The sequence below is a fragment of the Onishia niordana genome (assembly GCF_004798965.1).
GTDB classification, from domain to species: Bacteria; Pseudomonadota; Gammaproteobacteria; order Pseudomonadales; family Halomonadaceae; genus Onishia; species Onishia niordana.
Map to the genome: position 1 here is coordinate 930,467 of NZ_SDSD01000001.1, position 19,867 is coordinate 950,333.

General features: G+C 64.8%; 13 protein-coding genes. 8 read left to right on the forward strand and 5 right to left on the reverse strand.

Features of this window, described 5'->3' with window-relative positions:
• The first annotated feature begins 92 nt into the window (after nucleotides 1-92).
• Genes ETC27_RS04060 through ETC27_RS04070 form a run of 3 tightly spaced genes read left to right on the forward strand, consistent with a single transcriptional unit; the run spans nucleotide 93 to nucleotide 4,901 of the window.
• Entirely contained in the window at nucleotides 93-698 is a 606-nt protein-coding gene (locus ETC27_RS04060; protein ID WP_136253662.1) for a TetR/AcrR family transcriptional regulator, read from the forward strand.
• Nucleotides 695-1,843: an efflux RND transporter periplasmic adaptor subunit gene (locus ETC27_RS04065; RefSeq protein ID WP_136253663.1), complete on the forward strand. Its 1,149-nt coding sequence runs from the start codon at nucleotides 695-697 to the stop codon at nucleotides 1,841-1,843. Before ETC27_RS04060 ends, ETC27_RS04065 begins: the two co-directional genes overlap by 4 nt.
• Nucleotide 1,844: 1 nt before the next feature.
• Nucleotides 1,845-4,901: an efflux RND transporter permease subunit gene (locus ETC27_RS04070; protein ID WP_136253664.1), complete on the forward strand. Its 3,057-nt coding sequence runs from the start codon at nucleotides 1,845-1,847 to the stop codon at nucleotides 4,899-4,901.
• A 103-nt stretch (nucleotides 4,902-5,004) separates the two neighbouring features.
• On the opposite strand, the gene purL is transcribed toward ETC27_RS04070, so the two are convergent.
• Nucleotides 5,005-8,925: a phosphoribosylformylglycinamidine synthase gene (purL, locus tag ETC27_RS04075; RefSeq protein ID WP_136253665.1), complete on the reverse strand. Its 3,921-nt coding sequence runs from the start codon at nucleotides 8,923-8,925 to the stop codon at nucleotides 5,005-5,007.
• A 158-nt stretch (nucleotides 8,926-9,083) separates the two neighbouring features.
• On the opposite strand from purL, the gene mltF reads away from it, so the two are divergent.
• The gene (gene mltF, locus ETC27_RS04080) at nucleotides 9,084-10,556 is read left to right on the forward strand and encodes a membrane-bound lytic murein transglycosylase MltF (protein WP_136253666.1); all 1,473 of its coding nucleotides are present in this window, start codon (nucleotides 9,084-9,086) and stop codon (nucleotides 10,554-10,556) included.
• Nucleotides 10,553-12,520, forward strand: coding sequence for a GGDEF domain-containing protein (locus ETC27_RS04085; RefSeq protein WP_136253667.1), 1,968 nt, complete (start codon nucleotides 10,553-10,555; stop codon nucleotides 12,518-12,520). Before mltF ends, ETC27_RS04085 begins: the two co-directional genes overlap by 4 nt.
• Nucleotides 12,521-12,536: 16 nt before the next feature.
• On the opposite strand, the gene tadA is transcribed toward ETC27_RS04085, so the two are convergent.
• A complete protein-coding gene (tadA, locus tag ETC27_RS04090; protein WP_136253668.1) occupies nucleotides 12,537-12,992 on the reverse strand; it encodes a tRNA adenosine(34) deaminase TadA in 456 nt (151 codons plus the stop codon).
• Between the two features lie 77 nt (nucleotides 12,993-13,069).
• On the opposite strand from tadA, the gene ETC27_RS04095 reads away from it, so the two are divergent.
• Nucleotides 13,070-13,894, forward strand: coding sequence for an acyl-CoA thioesterase (locus tag ETC27_RS04095; protein ID WP_136253669.1), 825 nt, complete (start codon nucleotides 13,070-13,072; stop codon nucleotides 13,892-13,894).
• Nucleotides 13,895-14,025: 131 nt separating this feature from the next.
• On the opposite strand, the gene ETC27_RS04100 is transcribed toward ETC27_RS04095, so the two are convergent.
• From ETC27_RS04100 to ETC27_RS04110, 3 genes are all read right to left on the reverse strand, one after another.
• Nucleotides 14,026-14,184, reverse strand: a complete 159-nt coding sequence (locus ETC27_RS04100; RefSeq protein ID WP_136253670.1) for a YqaE/Pmp3 family membrane protein — start codon at nucleotides 14,182-14,184, stop codon at nucleotides 14,026-14,028.
• Nucleotides 14,185-14,613: 429 nt separating this feature from the next.
• On the reverse strand, nucleotides 14,614-15,426 hold the full coding sequence (locus ETC27_RS04105; protein WP_136253671.1) for a DUF1206 domain-containing protein: 813 nt from the start codon (nucleotides 15,424-15,426) through the stop codon (nucleotides 14,614-14,616).
• Nucleotides 15,427-15,565: 139 nt separating this feature from the next.
• Nucleotides 15,566-16,486: a LysR family transcriptional regulator gene (locus tag ETC27_RS04110; RefSeq protein WP_136253672.1), complete on the reverse strand. Its 921-nt coding sequence runs from the start codon at nucleotides 16,484-16,486 to the stop codon at nucleotides 15,566-15,568.
• Nucleotides 16,487-16,674: 188 nt separating this feature from the next.
• Here ETC27_RS04110 and aptA point away from each other — a divergent pair, with 188 nt between their 5' ends.
• Nucleotides 16,675-18,018 (forward strand): omega-aminotransferase AptA, encoded by a 1,344-nt coding sequence (gene aptA / locus ETC27_RS04115; protein WP_136253673.1) that lies wholly within the window; start codon nucleotides 16,675-16,677, stop codon nucleotides 18,016-18,018.
• Between the two features lie 211 nt (nucleotides 18,019-18,229).
• A complete protein-coding gene (locus tag ETC27_RS04120; RefSeq protein WP_136253674.1) occupies nucleotides 18,230-19,720 on the forward strand; it encodes a CoA-acylating methylmalonate-semialdehyde dehydrogenase in 1,491 nt (496 codons plus the stop codon).
• Nucleotides 19,721-19,867: the final 147 nt, after the last annotated feature.

Below are 19,867 nucleotides of genomic sequence, written 5' to 3' on the forward strand. Positions count from 1 at the left end.
ATTCTACCAAAGGCGCCCGGTCCGCGTCGGCGCTTGAAAATAAATGATCATTCATTTATTTTTCGACCTCCCATCAGCCTTGAGACTCTGCCATGCGCCCTCGCGACCAGCACAAGCAGGCCGCCTTGATCGAGGCGACTCTCCATCAGGTGACCGAACATGGCTTCGGCGCCACCACGGTGGCTCGCATCGCCCGTCAGGCCGACATCTCGCCCGGCACCGTCTATATCTACTATCGCGACAAGGACACCCTGCTGGAGGCCGCCTTTCTCCATGCAAGCGATCAGCTGATCGACACCGTGCTGGCCGCCTTCGCCCCCCGGGCCGGCCTGCGCGAATCCCTGGGCACCGTCTGGCGCGCCCTGTTCGCCCTGGCCCTGAAGCAACCGCGGCTGTTTCGCTTTCACGAGCAGTTCACCCATTCCTCGCGCATGCACCCGGCCCTGCAGGAGCGCAACGAAGCGCGGCTGATGCCCCTGCTCGAAGCCCTCGAGCAGGGGCAGCGGTCGGGAGTGATCAAGCCCGTGGGCCTCGAGCTGATCGAGGCCTTTCTGTTCCGACCGATTCACAGCCTGATCCATGGCCACAGCTGCCGGCCCTTCACGCCAACACCCGAGGCCATCGATAGTGCCTTCGCCATGGCATGGGATGCCATCGCCCTGCCTCCTGCCTCGCCCCTTGCTCAGAGTGACTCATGACCACTGCCCGCTATTCCATCGCCCGGCGACTCGCCCTGCTGCTGACCCTGAGCCTGGCCCTCGTCGGCTGCGACGAGGCGCCTGCCCCCCTCGCCAAACAGCAGATACATCCCGTCAAGCTCGTGACCCTGACCGAGGATCAGGGCGGCATGCTCAAGCGCTACCCCGCAGTGGTGCAGGCCTCCGAGCGCTCCGACCTGGCCTTTCGAATCGGCGGCGAACTCGAGGCGCTGCTGGTCAAGCCCGGCGAGCGTGTGAGCGAGGGCCAACCGATCGCCCGCCTCGATGACCAGGACGCCAGCAGCAATCTCGACAGCGCGCAGTCGAGCTTCAACCTGGCCAAGGCCACCTTCGAGCGCATGCGCTACTCGGTGGAGCGCGGCGCTATCAGCCAGGCCCGCTTCGATGAGGCCCGGGCCGAGTTCCTCTCCGCCCAGGCCAGCCTTGAGCAGGCCCGCGACCGGCTCGACCAGACCGAGCTCGACGCGCCCTTCGCGGGTGTCATCGCCAACGTGCCGGTGGAGAACTTTCAGGTGGTAAGTGCCCAGCAGACCATCGCCACCCTGCACAAGCCAGGCCGCATCGATGTCCGCTTCCAGCTCCCCGAGCAGCAAGTGCGCCGCATCAGCCGCGAAGCCGCCGAGGCCAGCCAAGAGAGCGCCAGCCCGGTAGCCTGGGTGCGCTTCGGTGCCGACGAGGCCCGCTATCCGGCCCGCTACAAGGAGCACGACACCAGCGTCAGCCAAGGCTCGCTGAGCTACGAGGTGACCCTGACACTGCCCGAGCCCGACGACCTCACCGTGCTCTCAGGCATGAGCGCCACCGTGGTACTGGACATGGCACGCCTCACCGGCGGTGCCAGCGACCACTGGCGAGTCCCGGTCGGCGCCGTGGTGACCCGCGACAGCGCCCCCGACCAGCCGGTGGTGTGGCGCTATGTGCCCGACGCCGAGGGCGACGCGAGTGACAGTGGCGGGGAGCGCGGCCGCGTCGAGGCAGTGCCCGTGGAGACCGGCACGCTGACCGAAGCGGGGCTTTTGGTGCGCGGCCCGCTAGCCGCCGGCGACCGGCTGGTCGCCGCCGGCGCCCAGCGCATGGACGCCGAGCGCCAGGTTCGGCCCTGGGTTCAGGAAGAGGGGCTCTGAGATGGTCGACTACTTCCTGCGCCACCGTGTGATCAGCTGGATGGTTGCCCTGCTGCTCGCCATCGGCGGCCTGACCTCCTTCTTCGGCCTTGGCCAGCTCGAGTTCCCCGAGTTCACCATTCGCAATGCCGTGGTCAGCACCTCCTATCCGGGCGCCACGCCGCGCCAGGTCGAGGAGGAGGTGACCCTGCCTCTGGAGAAGGCCATCCAGGAGATCCCTCACCTCAAGCGAGTCAGCTCGGTGAACAGCGCCGGGCTCTCCCAGATCACACTCGAGCTCGAGAGCCGGGTCCAGGCCCAGGAGATGCCTCAGTACTGGGATCTGCTGCGCCGCAAGATCAACGATGCCCAATCCCGACTGCCCCCCGGCGCCGGCGCTTCGGTGGTCAACGACGACTTCGGCGACGTCTTTGGGCTGCTCTACAACCTCACTGGTGAAGGCTATAGCCTGCATGATCTGGAGGACCACGCCGACCTGCTGCAGCGGGAGCTTGCCCTGATCGACGGTGTGCAGAAGATCACTATCGCCGGCACCCGCGCCGAGCGGGTGGAGGTGGCCCTGGACCGGGAGCGCATGCAGGCGCTCAATATCTCACCCGACCAGCTGGCGAACCTGCTCAACGCCCAGAACCTGGTCGGCGATGCCGGCCGCGTGAGGCTCGATGGTCGGTCGCTGGCATTGCAGCCCGGCGGCGAATTCGAGAGCGTGGCGGCCCTCGAGCGGCTGGTGGTGGGACGCCCCGGCGACGGCCTGATCCGGCTCGGCGACATCGCGACTGTCCGCCGCACCGTCACCGACAGCCCGCGCCGGCTCTACCACGCCAACGGCCAGCCCGCGCTGTCGTTGGGCATCGCCTTCGAGTCGGGGGTCAACGTGGTGGAGGTCGGCAAGGCGGTCGGTGCCCGCCTGGACACCCTGGAGGCCCGGCTGCCGACCGGCATGGCCCTGACTCCAGTCTACGAGCAACCCAAGGTGGTGGATGAGGCCGTCTCGGGCTTTTTGATCAACCTGGCCGCGGCGATCGGCATCGTCATCCTGGTGCTGCTGATCTTCATGGGCCTGCGTAGCGGCCTGCTGATGGGCCTGGTACTGCTGATTACCATCCTCGGCACCTTCGTGATGATGTCGATACACGGCCTGCAGCTACAGAAGATCTCGTTGGGGGCCCTGATCATCGCGCTGGGCATGCTGGTGGATAATGCCATCGTGGTCACGGAAGGCATGCTGATCGGCCTCAAGCGCGGCAAGACCAAGCGCCAGGCGGCGCTGGAGGTGGTCAGCCAGAACCGCCTGCCGCTGCTCGGCGCCACCGTGATCGCCATCACCGCCTTCGCACCGATCGGCCTGTCGCCGGACGCCACCGGCGAGTTCGTCGGCTCACTGTTCTGGGTGCTGTGCTACTCGCTGCTGCTGAGCTGGATCACCGCCCTGACCCTGACGCCCTTCTTCTTCGATCTGTTCTTTAGCGAGGCGCCCGCCGCGAGCGACGGCGACAGCCCTGACCCCTACCGCGGGTTGCTGTTCGTGACCTTCCGCGGCTTGCTGGCCGGTGCCATCCGGCTGCGCTGGCTGACCCTCGCACTGGCGGTGGTGCTACTTGCCACCGCCCTGGCGGGCTTCGGCCAGGTCAAGAACGCCTTCTTTCCTGACGCCACCACGCCGCTTTTCTTCGTCGATGCCTGGCTGCCCGAGGGCACCGACGTGCTGGAAACCGAAGACCGGGTAGCGCGCCTCGAACAGGCGGTGCTCGACATGGACGCCGTGGAGAACGTGACCAGCGTGATCGGCGGCGGCGCCCAGCGCTTCACCCTCACCTATTCTCCGGAGGACAGCTATGCGAGCTTCGGCCAGCTGATCGTCGAGACCGCCGACCGCGACAGCCGGGAGGCACGCATGGAAGAGGTCATCCGCCTGCTGCGCCGCGATTTTCCGAGCGTCCAGTACAAGGTCAAGCCCTTGCAGGTCGGTCCCTCCTCCAAGGCCAGCCTGGAGGCCAGGCTCTATGGCTCGGACCCCGAGGTACTCAGGCGTCTCGCCGATCAGGTGCGCGGCGTCTTCGAGGCCGAGCCACTGGCCGACAGCGTGCGGCTGTCCTGGAGCAACCGGGTCAGCGTGATCGAGCCCGCCTTCCTCGACGAGCAGGCTCGGCGCGTCGGCGTGACCCGCGACGCCCTGCACCGCGCGCTGCTGATCAACAACGACGGCGAGCAGGTCGGTGTCTACCGCGAGGGCAGCGAACTGATCCCCATCCTGCTGCGCGCCGAAGAGCGAGAGCGACACGACCTGGATGACCTTCATGCCCTCAACGTCTGGAGCGACGAACAGTCTAGCTACGTGTCTGCGGGCACGGTGCTCGGCCCGCTCACGACCCAACAACGGGACCCGCTGATCAAGCGGCGCGACCGGCAACGGATGCTGGCGGTCTACGCCGAGCCGATGCCACTGTCCGGCGAGACCGCCGCCAGCGTGCTCTCACGCCTGCGCCCCGAGGTCGAAGCCATCGACCTGCCGCCGGGCTATCGGCTGGAGTGGGGTGGCGAGTACCAGACCTCTCGAGAGGCGCAGCAGGCGCTATTCTCATCGTTGCCGCTGGGGCTTTTGGGCATGTTCGTGATCACCGTGCTGTTGTTCGCCAACCTGCGCCAGGCGCTGGCGATCTGGTCGATCGTACCCCTGACCCTGATTGGCATTGTCGCGGGGCTGGTACTGCTGGGTGCCCCCTTCACCTTCATGGCCCTGCTCGGCACCCTGAGCCTGATCGGCATGGTACTGAAGAACGCCATCGTGCTGGTCGAGGAAATCAATGTGCAGCTTCACCACCAGGCCGACCGCTACCAGGCGGTCATGCAGGCCGCGGTGAGCCGGGTACGACCGGTGGCAATGGCCGCCATCACCACCATGCTGGGGATGATTCCGCTGTTCCCGGATGCCTTCTTCTCGAGCATGGCGATCGTGATCGTCTTCGGTCTCGGCGCGGCGACCCTGCTGACGCTGGTGGTGCTGCCGGTGGTCTACTGCACCCTGTTCGGCATCGCCTCGCCGACCCGGCGCGACTGAGCCTCACCGCGTCTGGGCCCAGTCCGCCCACAAAAAAAGCGCCGCCCCCTCGGGGCGGCGCTTTCTGGTCTTACGTTGGCCTCTAGGTCGGGCCGGTATCCACTCAGCCAAGCCAAGCGCGGGCGTTGCGGAACAGGCGCAGCCAGGCACCGTCCTGGGTCCACTCGGCCGGGCGCCAGGAGTTGGTCACCGCGCGGGCCACCCGCTCCGGGTGCGGCATCATGATGGTGACGCGTCCGTCCGGGGTAGTCAGACCGGTAATACCCGCGGCGGAGCCGTTGGGGTTGGCCGGATAGCGGCTGGTGACCTGGCCGTAGTTGTCGACGTAGCGCATCGCGATCTGATCGCTACCCTGCATGGCGCGCAGGTGGCCCGCATCGCGGAACTCGGCCCGGCCCTCGCCGTGAGCCACGGCGATCGGCAGACGCGAGCCTTCCATGCCGGCGAGCAGGATAGAGGGGCTCTTCTCGACCTGCACCATCGACACCCTGGCCTCGAACTGCTCGGACTCGTTGCGAGCGAAGCGCGGCCAGTTCTCGGCACCGGGGATCAGTTCCTTGAGCTGGGAGAGCATCTGGCAGCCGTTGCACACGCCCAGCGAGAAGCTGTCCTCACGCTCGAAGAAGCTCGCGAACTGCTCGCGGGCACGCTCGTTGAACAGCACCGACTTGGCCCAGCCGCCACCGGCGCCCAGCACATCGCCGTAGGAGAAGCCGCCACAGGCGACCAGCCCCTTGAACTCATCGAGACCGACACGGCCAGCGAGGATATCGCTCATGTGCACGTCCACCGCCTCGAAGCCGGCGCGATCGAAGGCGGCCGCCATCTCGACGTGGCCGTTGACGCCCTGCTCACGCAGGATCGCCATCGGCGGGCGAGCCAGGTTCACGTAGGGGGCGCTTACGTCTTCATCAACATCAAAGCTCGGGGTCGCCGACAAGCCCGGGTCGCGGGCATCGAGCAAGCTGTCGAACTCGTCCTTGGCACACTCCGGATTGTCGCGCAGCGCCTGCATGCGATAGCTGGTCTCGCTCCAGGCACGCTGGGTCAGCTGGCGGGTAGTCTCGAGCAGCGGCTCCTCGAACAGGGTGACACGTACCTGGTCGTCATAGCGCGGACGCGCGATGACACCGCAGGTGTCGATACCGGCGGCCGCAAACTGGGCAAGCACCGCTTCAGTGTCGTGGCGGTTGACCTGGATCACCGCACCGAGCTCTTCACTGAACAGCGCATCCACCGCTTCAACCGGCTCATCAACCAGCCAGTCGAGCTTGATCTCGAGGCCTGCGTGAGAAGCGAACGCCATCTCCAGCAGGGTGGTGATCAGGCCGCCGTCACTGCGGTCGTGATAGGCCAGCAGCTGGCCATCGGCGTTCAGCCCCTGGATGACACTGAAGAAAGCCCTCAGATCCTCGGGGTCGTCGACGTCCGGACAATCGTCACCCACCTGGCCATAGACCTGGGCCAGCGCCGAACCGCCAAGGCGATTCCGGCCAGCACCCAGGTCGATCAGGATCAGGTCGGACTCGTCCTGCTCCAGGTTAATCTGCGGGGTCAGGGTGCGCATCGCATCGGTAACCGGCGCAAAACCGGTGATGGCAAGCGACAGCGGTGCAGTAATGCTCTTGTCCTCACCGTCCTCGTCCTGCCAGGCGGTGCGCATGGACATCGAGTCTTTGCCGACCGGAATGGCGATGCCCAGTGCCGGGCACAGCTCCATGCCCACGGCGTGCACGGCGTCATACAGCGCCTGGTTTTCGCCGGTATGGTCAGCGGCACTCATCCAGTTCGCGGACAGCTTGATATCGGAGAGCTTCTCGATCGGCGAGGCGGCCAGATTGGTGATCGCCTCGGCCACCGCCAGGCGCGCGCTGGCAGCGGGGTTGATCAACGCCACCGGCGGCCGCTCGCCCATCGCCATGGCCTCGCCCTGATGGGTGTCGAAGCTTGCGGTGGTCACGGCGACATCGGCGACCGGCACCTGCCAGGGACCGACCATCTGGTCACGGGCCACTTGCCCGGTGATCGAGCGGTCGCCGATGGTGATCAGAAAGCTCTTGGAGGCCACCGCCGGCAGGCGCAGCACCCGGTCCAGCGCCTCACGCAGGTCCAGGTTGTCGAGCATGATGCCCGGCATCTCGCGCGTCTCGCGCTGAAACTCGCGCTGCATCTTGGGCGGTTTGCCGAACAGCACGCTCATCGGCAGATCGACCGGCTTGGTATCGAAGTGGCCGTCGCGGACCTCAAGATGATGTGCCTCACTGGCCTCGCCAACCACCGAGAAGGGGCAGCGCTCACGCTCGCACAAGGCCTCGAAGGTCTCTAGCTGCTCGGGCGGCACCGCCAGCACGTAGCGCTCCTGAGCCTCGTTGCACCAGATCTCCAGCGGGCTCATGCCCGGCTCGGCGTTGGGCACCGCGCGCAGCTCGAAGACACCGCCACGACCACCGTCCTTGACCAGTTCGGGGAGCGCGTTGGAGAGACCGCCGGCACCGACATCATGAATGAAGCAGATCGGGTTTTGCTCACCCAGCGACCAGCAGCGATCAATGACTTCCTGGGAGCGGCGTTCGATCTCAGGGTTGTCGCGCTGCACCGAGGCGAAGTCGAGATCCTCGCTCGAGCTGCCGGACGCCATGGAAGAGGCCGCACCGCCGCCCAAGCCGATCAGCATGGCGGGGCCGCCCATCACGATCAGCTTGGCGCCGACCGGGATCTCGCCCTTCTCGACGTGGCCGGCACGCACGTTGCCATAACCACCGGCCAGCATGATCGGCTTGTGATAGCCGCGGCGTTCGATGCCGCCGGCGCCCAGCGCATCCTGCTCATAGGTGCGGAAGTAGCCGGCGAGATTCGGGCGACCGAACTCGTTGTTGAAGGCAGCACCACCGATCGGGCCCTCGAGCATGATCGAGAGCGCCGACTGAATGCGCCCAGGCTTGCCGTAGTCGAAGGCTTCCCAGGGCTGCACGAACTCAGGGATACGCAGATTCGAGACGGAAAAACCGGTCAGACCGGCCTTGGGCTTGCCACCGAGACCGGTGGCGCCTTCGTCGCGGATCTCACCACCGGCGCCAGTCGCCGCGCCGGGATGCGGGGCGATGGCGGTCGGGTGGTTATGCGTCTCGACCTTCATCAGGATCTGGATCGGTTCCTGATGGCTTGCATAGGTGGCCCGCTCGCCCGCCTTGCCGGTCAGCGGCGCGGCGAAGAAGCGCCCCGCCTCACTGCCGCGGATCACCGCGGCGTTGTCGCTGTAGGCCGAAAGGGTATCCGTTGGCGAGCACTCGTGGGTGTTCTTGATCATCTTGAACAGCGAGCGCGGCCGCGCTTCACCATCGATCACCCAGTCGGCATTGAAGATCTTGTGCCGGCAGTGCTCGGAGTTGGCCTGGGCAAACATCATCAGCTCGACGTCGGCCGGGTTGCGACCCAGTCCCTCGAAGGACGCGAGCAGATAGTCGATCTCGTCCTCGGCGAGCGCCAGGCCGAGGGCCTGGTTGGCCTCGACCAGGGCCGCACGGCCCTTGGCCAGCACATCGACCTGACCCAGCGGCGCCGGGGACTGATGAGAGAACAGCTTGACCGCATCGGTCGAATTGGTCAGCACCGACTCGGTCATACGGTCGTGGATCACGCCGACGATGGCCTCGAAGGCCTCCTCGGAGAGGGTTCCATCGAGCTTCACCCGATAGGCGACGCCGCGCTCCAGGCGCTGAATCTTGTCCAGCCCACAGTTGCGCACGATGTCGGTTGCCTTGGAGGACCAGGGCGACTGGGTGCCGATGCGCGGCACCACCAGAAAGAAATGACCGTCGGACGTGCCGGCCGGGGATTGACTCCCGTAATCCAGCAGACGCTCGAGGGTCGCGGTTTCCTCGGCGGACAGATCGCCGTCATGGTCGATGAAATGGACGTAGTCGGCCGTGAGGGAGGCGACCTCCGGTACCTGGGTACGCAGGGCGGCCATCAGCTTGGCATGACGGAAGTCAGAGAGGGCGGGAGCACCTCGCAGTTCGAGCATGTCGTTCGAGCCTCGGGAACAAAGCATGAAATGGGGCCGCGGCCTGCGGCAACGAGCACACTATGATACTGGAAAGGCCGCGCCACCGAAATCCGCGAGGTGACAGCCTGCAAAAGGGTCGTTAAGGTAATATTTCCTTATCGCGACTGAACTTGCTAATGCTCAAGGCCGCCGTCCGACATCTGCTGCACTACCATCGCTGGTACCTGTCGCTGAGCGTTGCCGTGACCCTGGCCCTGCTACCCCACCGCGAGAGTCAGGCACCCAACCGCCACCTGGAAGACGTCCGTGACCGAGACTTCCTGACAGTGGTCAGTCGCAACACCCCGACCAGCTACTACGAAGGCCGCCGTGGGCCGACCGGTTTCGAGTACGAACTGGCACGCCGCTTCGCCGAGCAACTGGGCGTCAGCCTGTCGATGGAGACCCAGAGCGACATCGCCGGCGTGCTGGACACCGTCGCCAGTGGCAACGCCGATGTCGGCGCCGCGGCGCTGACCCTGACGCCTGGCCGCGCCGATCTCAATTACAGCACCGCGATCCTCGAGCTGCAGCCTCAGATCGTCTACCGCCGGGGGCTTTCCCCCGTGGATAGCGCCCAGGACCTGGTCGGGCTCGAGATTGCCATCATCCGCGACTCCGGCATCGGTGAAGTACTGCGCCGCCTGCAGGACCAATTCCCGGAACTGAGCTGGCGAGAAGCCGCCGATCTCGAAGTCGCCGACCTGCTGCAGCGCGTCGAGGATGGCGACCTGGATGCCGCGGTCATCTTCAACCACCAGTTCACGCTCAACCGTCTGTTCTTTCCAGGCGTCGATGATGGCGTCACCCTCGGCGAGTCCCTGAGCATGGTCTGGGCCTTTCCCGCAAGCTACGGCCTAGGTCTGCAACGCGAGGCCAATGCCTTCTTCGCCCAGCTGCGCCGGGACGGCACCCTTGCGCGGCTGGTCGAACGCTACTTCGGCCACGAGGACTACCTCGAATATGTCGGTGCCCGCACCTTCATTCGCCAGATTCAGGATAAGCTCGACGACTACGACGCCCTGTTTCGCAAAGCCGCAAGAGAAACCGGCTTCGACTGGAAGCTTCTGGCGGCGCTCGGGTATCAAGAGTCCCATTGGGAGCCACGCGCCACCTCGCCAACCGGGGTGCGGGGACTGATGATGCTGACCAACGCCACCGCCGCCGAAATGAACATCAGCAATCGTCTCGACCCGGCCCAGAGCATCGACGGCGGTGCCCGCTACCTGCGCGAGATGATGGATCGCCTCCAGGAGGAGGTGACCGGCGACGACCGGCTGTGGATGGCGCTGGCGGCCTACAATGTGGGCCTTGGCCATCTGTATGACGCCCAGAAGATCGCCGAGATGCGCGGCGGCGACCCCTATGCCTGGCCGGACGTTCGCGAGGCCCTTCCCTTGCTACAGAAGCGCACCTGGTATTCCAAGGTACGTCACGGCTATGCCCGCGGCGGCGAACCCGTGATCTATGTCCGCAACATCCGCCGCTACTACGAGATACTCAACTACGTCGACCGCAGCCAACAGCAGTTCTTCCAGCTCAACGAGCGCGCAGCAGGCGAAGACGGCGACGACGGACCGGACTACGACCGGATTCCCCCCATATTATGAAGCAGCGCCTGCTCTCTACGGGTGCCCTGCTGTTGTGCAGCCTGGCGCTTATCATCCTGGCCATGGCAGGCCTCGCCGAGGTCCACGCGACCGCGGAGCCCAGCCTGCTCGCCGTGCTGGCACTCACGCTCGCCAAACTGGCCTGGCTCGCCCACGTGCCGCGCCTGGCGCGTGGCCTCGCGGCAGTGACGCTAACCTGTCTGACACTTGGGCTCACAAGCTATCTGCTGCCCGAATACTGGATCAGCACCGAGGCTTGGCACGCACTCGCCGACTGGCTGGCTTCCGGGTCGAATCTCGATGACTGGCGGCCGCCGCTGTTCGCCACCCTGTGCCTCACTCTGCTCGGCGGTGCCCAGCTTTCCGGGCGCCGGGCCGCGCTGGGAAGCCCCATGCTGCTCTGCCTGGCGCTGCTGATGTGGCTCGCCCAACTGGACCTCGGCGTGAGCGCGACGACCCGCTGGGTCCTTGAATATGCCGCGCCCCCCGCCGCACTGACGGCCATGGGCTGCCTGCTGATGGCGCATGGCCTGTCGCTCTTCAACCTGCCTGCCGAGGAGCGCCGACTGCTGTCGCGCCCTCTCTGGCAATCCATGTCGCTCGGCATCCTGGCTCTGACCTTCTCGCAGCACCAGCAGGCGATCGAAGATCGCCGGCTACACCGCCTACTCGACGCAGAAAACCACCGGCTGACCAAACAGCTCTCCCGGGAGGTAGACGACAAGCTGGCGGCTACCCGGCGCTTCGCCAATGGCTGGCGGCTGCTCGAAGCGCCCCCGGATGCGGCCGCCTGGGCCCTGATGGCCGAGCCGCTGTACCGGGATTACCGCTATTTCGAGAATATCGCCCTGGTCACGCCGGATACCCGTATTCGTCACGTCCATCCCATGAACGAGGCCAATCGGGGCATCATCGGCGTGCGGCTTTCCGAGAGCCAGCCAGCCGGCCGCCCGGCGCAACAACGGGCCCTGGAGGACCACCAGGAATCCACTACCGGTGTAATCAAGCTGCTACAGGGTCAATACGGCATCATCTACTACCTGCCAACCCAGGTCGCCAGCGGCGATTTCATCGGCGCCAGCGCCATGGTGCTAAGCCTGCAGACCCTAGTCGATACGCTGCAGGATACGATCGGTGCCCAGCGCACCCGGGTCGAGCTGCGCCAGACCTCGGCCCCCCTGGCCACCCTGGGCGCCGCCAAGGGCGTTCGTGAGTGGGCTCAACGCTCCCAGATCGAAATCGGCAGCCATCCACTGACGCTGACAACCCTGCCCACACAACAACGACTGCTGGCCTCCCACGCGCGACTGCCGGCCGTCAGCCTGACCACCGGCCTTGGCCTCGCCTACCTGCTGTTCCTGGTCCTCTACGCCTACCGCCACCTGGGCATACAGCACCGACTCCTGCATCGCTCTCATACCCAACTGCACCAGGAAATCGAGGCCCGGACCCGCTTGCAGAAAGAGGTGGAGTGGCTGGCCCGCCACGACGAGCTGACCAGCCTGCCCAACCGGCGGATGCTGATGGACGATCTCAAGTCACGCTACGATGTCCGCCCGCTGTGCGTGATGATCTGTGACCTCGACCACTTCAAGCGCATCAACGACAACCTGGGGCACCTGGCAGGCGATGAGTGTCTGCAGCGCCTGGGCGAGCTGGGGCATGCCGTGGCATCCCGAGCCGGCGGCCTGTTTGCCCGCTACGGCGGCGAGGAATTCGTGGTATTGCTGCCAGGCTACGACGGCGTCAGCGGCCGACAGGTGGCCGAGGAGCTCATGACTGCCCTTCAGGATGCCAAGCTCATGCATCACGATGGCACTCCACTGACCATGAGCATCGGCCTGACCGTGCTTGAGCGGGGAGAATTGAATATCGCCACCCTGATGCAGGTGGCCGACGACGCCCTCTATCGGGCCAAGGAAATGGGACGCAACCGGGTGGTCAGTGCACCGCTGCCGGGCTAGCTATGCTCGCCGTCAGTCAGGCTCGGCGGTCGGTAAAGAAGTCCTTCAGCAAGCGCTTGGCTTGTGCAGCCAACAGACCGCCTTCCACCTCAACGCGATGGTTGTACCAGGGCTGAGCAAAAAGATTGGCACGGGACTCCACCATCCCGGTCTTGGGCTCGGCAGCGCCGTAAACAACACGCTTCACGCGCGCATGAATGATCGCCCCGGTGCACATCAGGCAAGGCTCGAGAGTGATATAGAGCGTGCAGCCATCGAGGCGATAGTTGGCACACCGAGCGGCCGCGTCACGAAGTGCGCACACTTCGGCATGCGCACTGGGGTCATGGCCGCTTATCGGCGCATTGAAGCCTTCGCCGATGATCTCACCGGCATCATCGACGACGACCGCCCCCACCGGCACCTCACCCGCCGCAAGACCAAGCCGCGCCTGATCCAGAGCGCGGTGCATGTAGAATTCATCGCTGCGCATCGGCGAGCCTCTCGGGTATGCTGTGTGAAATTGAAACGAGCGTATGGCGTTTTGGCGCCATGTCAGAGGATCACATCATGTCTCAAGCACTGGACAATCTGGTGGCCCTGCTGGGGCTGGAAATGATCGAGGAAAATCTCTTTCGAGGCCATAGCCAGGACCTGGGCTTTCCCCAGCTGTTCGGCGGCCAGGTACTCGGCCAGGCGCTCTCGGCGGCCACCCACACCGTGCCCGCCGAGCGTCGCGTGCATTCCCAGCACGGCTACTTTCTGCGCCCGGGCGACCCCCGTATGCCGGTGGTCTACCAGGTCGACCGGGTCCGTGACGGCGGCAGCTTCACCACCCGCCGCGTCACCGCCATCCAGAAGGGCAAGCCGATCTTCTTCTGTAGCGCGTCCTTCCAGGGCGACGAGCACGGCTTCCACCACCAGCTCTCCATGCCTGACGTCGACGACCCGGAGACACTGATTCAGGACGGCGCCAAGGTTCAGCGCTTCAACGGTCACCCCATCGAGTTCCTGCATTTGGCCGATGAGGCACCCGGCGAGAACGGCGCACCGCGCAAGCGCCTGTGGTTCCGACTGGCAGGCGAATTACCTAGCGATCCCGCCCTGCACCGCTACTTGCTGGCCTACAGCACGGACTTCCACCTGCTGACCACCTCGCTTGTCTCCCACGACATTGCCTTCGGTGACCCACGGCTGCAGATCGCGAGCCTCGATCACTCGCTCTGGTTCCACCAGGACGTCACCGTCAATGACTGGCTGCGCTACGAAATGGATAGCCCCTGGGCCGGCGGCGCCCGCGGCTTCGCCCGTGGCAGCCTATACGACCGTCAAGGTCAGCTGGTCGCCTCCTCCGCCCAGGAGGGGCTGACACGCGTACGCGACATAGAGAGCTGAGCCAGTACATAAACTCAGTACATAAACTCAGTACATAAAACCAGTACACATAAAATGGGCGCCTATCCAGTAGGCGCCCAGATCGGCACAGCGCCCGAGAGCGCTTAGGGGCTATTGCCCCTGCCATCACCTCACCGCCGCGCGATGATCCAGACCGCATGCACAATGCCCGGCACATAGCCCAGAATCGTCAGCAGGATATTGATCCAGAAGTGTAGGCCGATGCCGACTTGCAGAAAAACACCCACCGGGGGCAGCAGTATCGCGAGTATAATGCGAATGACATCCATGAAGTAACTCCTTGTATTGGCGAATATATGTCTTGGGGGCTATGGACCTGGCCCGTGTCGACCACCCAAGGCCCCGAATTGTTCCATGTGTATGCCGTCAGCAGCCGTGAGGTCCGCTTGGCAGCGCGCTTTCAGCCAAGCAAGCGGCGCTGTCGGCGCACTTCGAGGCATCACACGACCGCAGGCGTCATCTCCCATCATAGCGCCACTTATGGACACCGGACCTCACCATTGCCAGGGGTGAGGCCGACCAGCGTGCGAGCGGAGAAGCAGCCTGCCGCCTCTTCGTGGCATATGGTAAGTGACTCAGGAACGCTGACGATACGGCTATCCGTAGGTCGAGCGTCTGCGTGCCATACCCAAGGTGTCATCGAGATAAGCACCCTCGCCGCTGATCCCCGCGTATTTCTGCGCTTGTCGCATGAGTCTTCAGTCGACACTGGTATCACGAAAGGCCGCGTTAATGAGGCAGTAAAGCCCATAGCCAAAGAGGCCGAGGGCCACCGTGCCCAGCAGCCACGGGCCGAAGGGCTGGGCGGCCAGGACGTTCAGTGCACCGCCAAGCCCCTGGGCCTGACTCGGGTCGGTGCGCCATGCAGCGATGCACAGAAAGAGCCCGATGATCATGAAGACCACCCCGCGAGCCGATAGCCCCCAGCGAGTGATGCCCTCGAAGAAGTGCTGTTGTGTCGTCGACATGTCCTGGTGGTGCCAGTTCTTGAGGTAGGAGCGGTTGATGGCCCGCCACAGCTGACGCAGGCCGACCCCCAGGAACACCAGACCAATGGCGAAGACCAGGATGACACCGCCCCGGTGGCTCATCAGCAGGGCGGTACGATCCTGAGCGGCGGCCTCTCCCGATGACATCGCCACGTTGCGCAGCAGATCGAAGCAGTAGACCCCCAGGCTGCCGTGGGTAAGGCTGCTGATGAGAAAGCCTAGCCGTGTACCGATGCCCTTGAGGCCCAGGCCGACTCCCTCGGCATCCAGCAGGGCCTGCAACAGGCGCCACAAGGCGTAGGCGAACAGGCCGATGCCGAGCAGGCCTAGCATGACGTCGCCGAAAGGCCGGCGGACCAGCTGGTTGATCGCCTCCTTCGATCCCACGTTATCCCCGCCAAGCCCCACCACCGCCAGGCAGGCGAGCCCACCGATCAGCAGATAGACGATTCCCTTGGCGATATAGCCTGCGCGTGCCGCCAGGGAAAGGCCCTGCTTGAGTCGTGTCTCGGGTAGGGTCATGAGGGCTCCAGGGTCGAGGGGCTCTGCCAACGACAAGGCAGGCAGCGGATTCAGGCTCAAGATGGTATAGGTGCTGCCGGTCGAGGCATATAGCCTAGCAGGACTCTACCCGCACATTAGCTGGCCGTGTGGGGCCATATCATGGCGCAATGCGGCTTTTCAGCTCTTCAAGGTAGCTTTCCAGTACCAGATTGGGAGGGGCGCCCTTACGGGTAATGGCACTGTAGCGGGTCAGGTAATGCCACTTCTGTGGATTCAGGGCACGCATCCGGCCATCGCGAACCCAGCGCTCGGCATAGTGGGTCGGCAGGTAACCGATATAGCGTCCGGAGAGAATCAAAAAGGCGATGCCCTCGCGGTCCGTGGCCGTGGCGGTGGCCCTTAAGGGTTCGTGCATCGTCTTGATCGCCGGGGCCTGGGCATAGGCAGGCATGACGGCATCCGCGCTCGCCAGTTGCGCGTCCGTCACGGTCTCGACGTCGAATAGCGAATGACCGGAAGCGCAATAGAGCTGCGAGGCCTCCTCGTAGAGCGAGCGGTAATGCAGGCCGGGCAGGGTCTTGAGCTCAGGCACCACACCGGTATGCAGGCGACCGTCCAGCACGGCAAGCTCGATGTCGTTGGGCGGAATCATGCGAATGTTGATCTGCACATCGGGGCCACGCTCCTTGAGCGCGCTGAGCGAATCGGTGATATGCATCTGTGGCATGGTCACCAGGTTATCGGTGATACCGATGTTGAGCTCGCCCTTGAGCCAGGCATGCAGGCTGTTGACCCGGGTACGAAAGCCCTCCGTCGCCGCCAGCAACTGCAGCGTGGCCTCATAGACCTCGGCGCCCTCGTCGGTCAGGGCGAAGCCGCTACGCCCCCGCTGGCACAGCCGCAGTGCCAGGCGCGTCTCCAGGTCGTTCATCGCCATGCTGATGGCGGCACGACTGATGTTCAGCTCCACCTCGGCCGCCGAGAAGCCCCCGCACTCGACCACCTTGCGATAGATCCGCAACAGGCGCAGGTCGGTATCGCTGAGCTGTCCCGTCAGGGCCTCCTTGCGACGTGACATGACGCTTTCCTCCCTTCGCGATGCCTCATCGCAGCCTACGCCCGCCCCCGAGGAAAGTTAAGCGTTTGGTTACATGAGATTCAACAAGACGAAATTTAACTTATCGCCGACCTGAACCAGGCTTCCTCAATACAGGGGTTATACGCCACCGTCACCCATACGACGATGACCACCACGAGGGTGCTGCCATGTCAGATCGTTCTCACCAGCAGACCGCGGGCCTGAGCGCCGAGCAACTGGATGCCTACTGGATGCCCTATTCCGGCAACCGCCAGTTCAAGCGCGACCCGCGGATCATCGTCGGCGCCGAGGGCAGCTACTACACCGCCGCCGACGGGCGGCGCATCTTCGATGGGCTCTCCGGCCTGTGGACCTGCGGCGCCGGCCATGGCCGCCCCGAGATCGCCGAGGCGGTTTCTCAGCAACTGCGTCAACTCGATTACGCCCCGGCCTTTCAGTACGGCCACCCCAAGGCCTTCGAGCTGGCACACCGCATCCGCGGGCTGACGCCGCCGGGGCTCGATCATGTGTTCTTCACCGGCTCTGGCTCCGAGAGCGCCGATACCTCGCTGAAGATCGCCCGTGCCTACTGGCGCAAGAAGGGCAAGCCGACCAAGACCAAGCTGATCGGCCGCATCAAGGGCTATCACGGCGTCAACTTCGGCGGCATCAGCCTCGGCGGCATCGGCGCCAATCGCATGATGTTCGGTCAGGGCATCGATGCCGACCACCTGCCCCACACCCTGCTCAAGGAAAACGCCTTCACCCGCGGCATGCCAGAGCGCGGTGCCGAGCGAGCCGAGGAGCTGCTGGAACTGATCGCCCTGCACGACGCCTCCAACATCGCCGCGGTGATCGTCGAGCCCATGGCCGGCTCCGCCGGGGTGATTCCGCCGCCCGTGGGCTATTTGAAGCGGCTGCGCGAGATCTGCGATGCCAACGACATTCTCTTGATCTTCGATGAAGTGATCACCGGTTTCGGGCGCATGGGCTCGATGACCGGCGCCGAGGAATTCGGCGTGGTGCCGGACATCATGAACATCGCCAAGCAGCTGACCAACGGCGCGGTTCCCATGGGCGGGGTCATCGTCAAGGGCGATATCTACCACACCTTCATGGAACAGGGTGGCCCCGATTACATGATGGAGCTGCCTCATGGCTATACTTACTCTGGTCACCCGGTGGCCTGTGCCGCGGCCCTGGCCGCGCTGGATGTGCTCGAGGATAAGCGCCTGATTGATCGCGTCCGCGAGATGAGCCCGCTCTTCGAGGATGCCCTGCATTCTCTCAAGGGCAGTCGCTACGTAAGCGATATTCGTAACTACGGCCTGGCCGGCGCCCTGCAGATCGAGCCCTATCCCGGCGAGCCGGCCCGCCGCCCCTACGAGATCGCCATGAAGTGCTGGGAGAAAGGCTTCTACGTGCGCTACGGCGGCGACACCATCCAACTCGGCCTGCCCTTCATCGTCGAGCGTGAAGAGATCGATAACGTCATCAACGCGCTCGGCGACGCCATCGGCGAACTGGACTAAACAGGGCCGCCGATGTAACACATGAGGGGACGCCGAGGACGGGGCGAAAGAGGAGGTCTTTTGCCATGGATGGCAAAAGTAGCCCCCACGGACGGGTTTACGGCGCCTCCTCGTGGCCCCGCCGAGGCATCCGCCCCGACTGACGCTATCCACGGCGACTGCCCCAGAGCGGAAAGAACGCACGCTACAGACCCTATTGGAGAGGAAGTATATGACCACGCTTGGCCATCTGATCAACGGCGCCCGCGTCGACCGCGAAGGTCGCACCCAGGACATCTTCAATCCCTCCACCGGTGAAGTGGGCGGCCAGGTCAGCCTGGCCAGCCAAGCGACCGTCGAGGAAGCCATCGCCGCCGCCCAGGCCGCCTTCCCGGCCTGGCGCGACACCCCACCCGCCAAGCGGGCGCGGGTGATGTTCCGCTTCCAGCAGCTGCTGGAGCAGCATGCCGACGAGATCTGCCGGCTGATCGGCCAGGAACACGGCAAGATCGTCCACGATGCCAGAGGCGAGCTCGCCCGCGGCATCGAGAACGTCGAGTACGCCTGTGGCGCCCCGGAACTGCTCAAGGGCGAGCACAGCAAGAACACCGGCCCCGGCATCGATTCCTGGAGCGAGTTCCAGCCGCTCGGCGTGGTCGCCGGCATCACGCCGTTCAACTTCCCGGCCATGGTGCCGCTGTGGATGTACCCCATGGCCATCGCCTGCGGCAACACATTCGTACTGAAGCCCTCCGAGCGTGACCCGACTTCAGCGCTCTACATCGCCGAGCTGGCGATAGAGGCCGGCCTGCCTGCCGGCGTGATCAACGTCGTCAACGGTGACAAGGAAGCCGTCGACACCCTGCTCGATGACTCCCGCGTGAAGGCCGTGAGCTTTGTCGGTTCCACGCCGATCGCCGAATATATCTATACCCGCGCCAGTGCCAACGGCAAGCGCTGCCAGGCGCTGGGGGGTGCCAAGAACCACGCCATCGTGATGCCCGACGCCGACATGGAAAACGTCGTCAACTCGTTGACCGGCGCCGCCTTCGGCTCCTCCGGCGAGCGTTGCATGGCCCTTTCTGTCGCCGTGGCCGTAGGTGACGACGCCGCCGATGCCCTGATCGCCAAGATGCAGGCGGCAATGAAGACCCTCAAGGTCGGCCCCTTCCACGACGCCGAAAACGACTTCGGCCCGGTCATCACAAAGGCACACCAGGAGAAGGTCTGCGGGCACATCACAGGTGCCGAGAAGCAAGGCGCCGAGATCGTCGTCGACGGCCGCGGTGTTCAGGTGCCCGGCTTTGAAAACGGCTTCTATGTCGGCGGCACCCTGATCGATCGCGTGACCCAGGACATGACCTGCTACCTCGAGGAAATCTTCGGCCCGGTGCTGCTGGTGGTTCGCGCCGGCTCCATGGAAGAAGCCATGCAGCTGATCGATGATCACGAGTACGGCAACGGCACCTGCATCTATACCCGCGACGGCGAGGCGGCCCGCTACTTCAGCGACCATATTCAGGTGGGCATGGTCGGCATCAACGTGCCGCTGCCCGTGCCGGTTTCCTACCACAGCTTCGGCGGCTGGAAGCGCTCGCTGTTCGGCGATCTGGGCGCCTACGGCCCGGATGCCGTGCGCTTCTACACCAAGCGCAAAACCGTCACCCAACGCTGGCCATCGGCCGGTATCCGTGAGGGTGCCCAGTTCTCTTTCCCGTCATAAATAGCGGTTAACCACCGCCTTACCGCGATAGCAGCGGCCAAGCCAGATAGCCTGGCTTGGCCGTTTTGTTGACCGGTGACAAGGCCCTAAACGCTCCATTCATTACCTTATGGGGTAAGGCCCTGCATCGTCGGTTCCCAAGGCGCA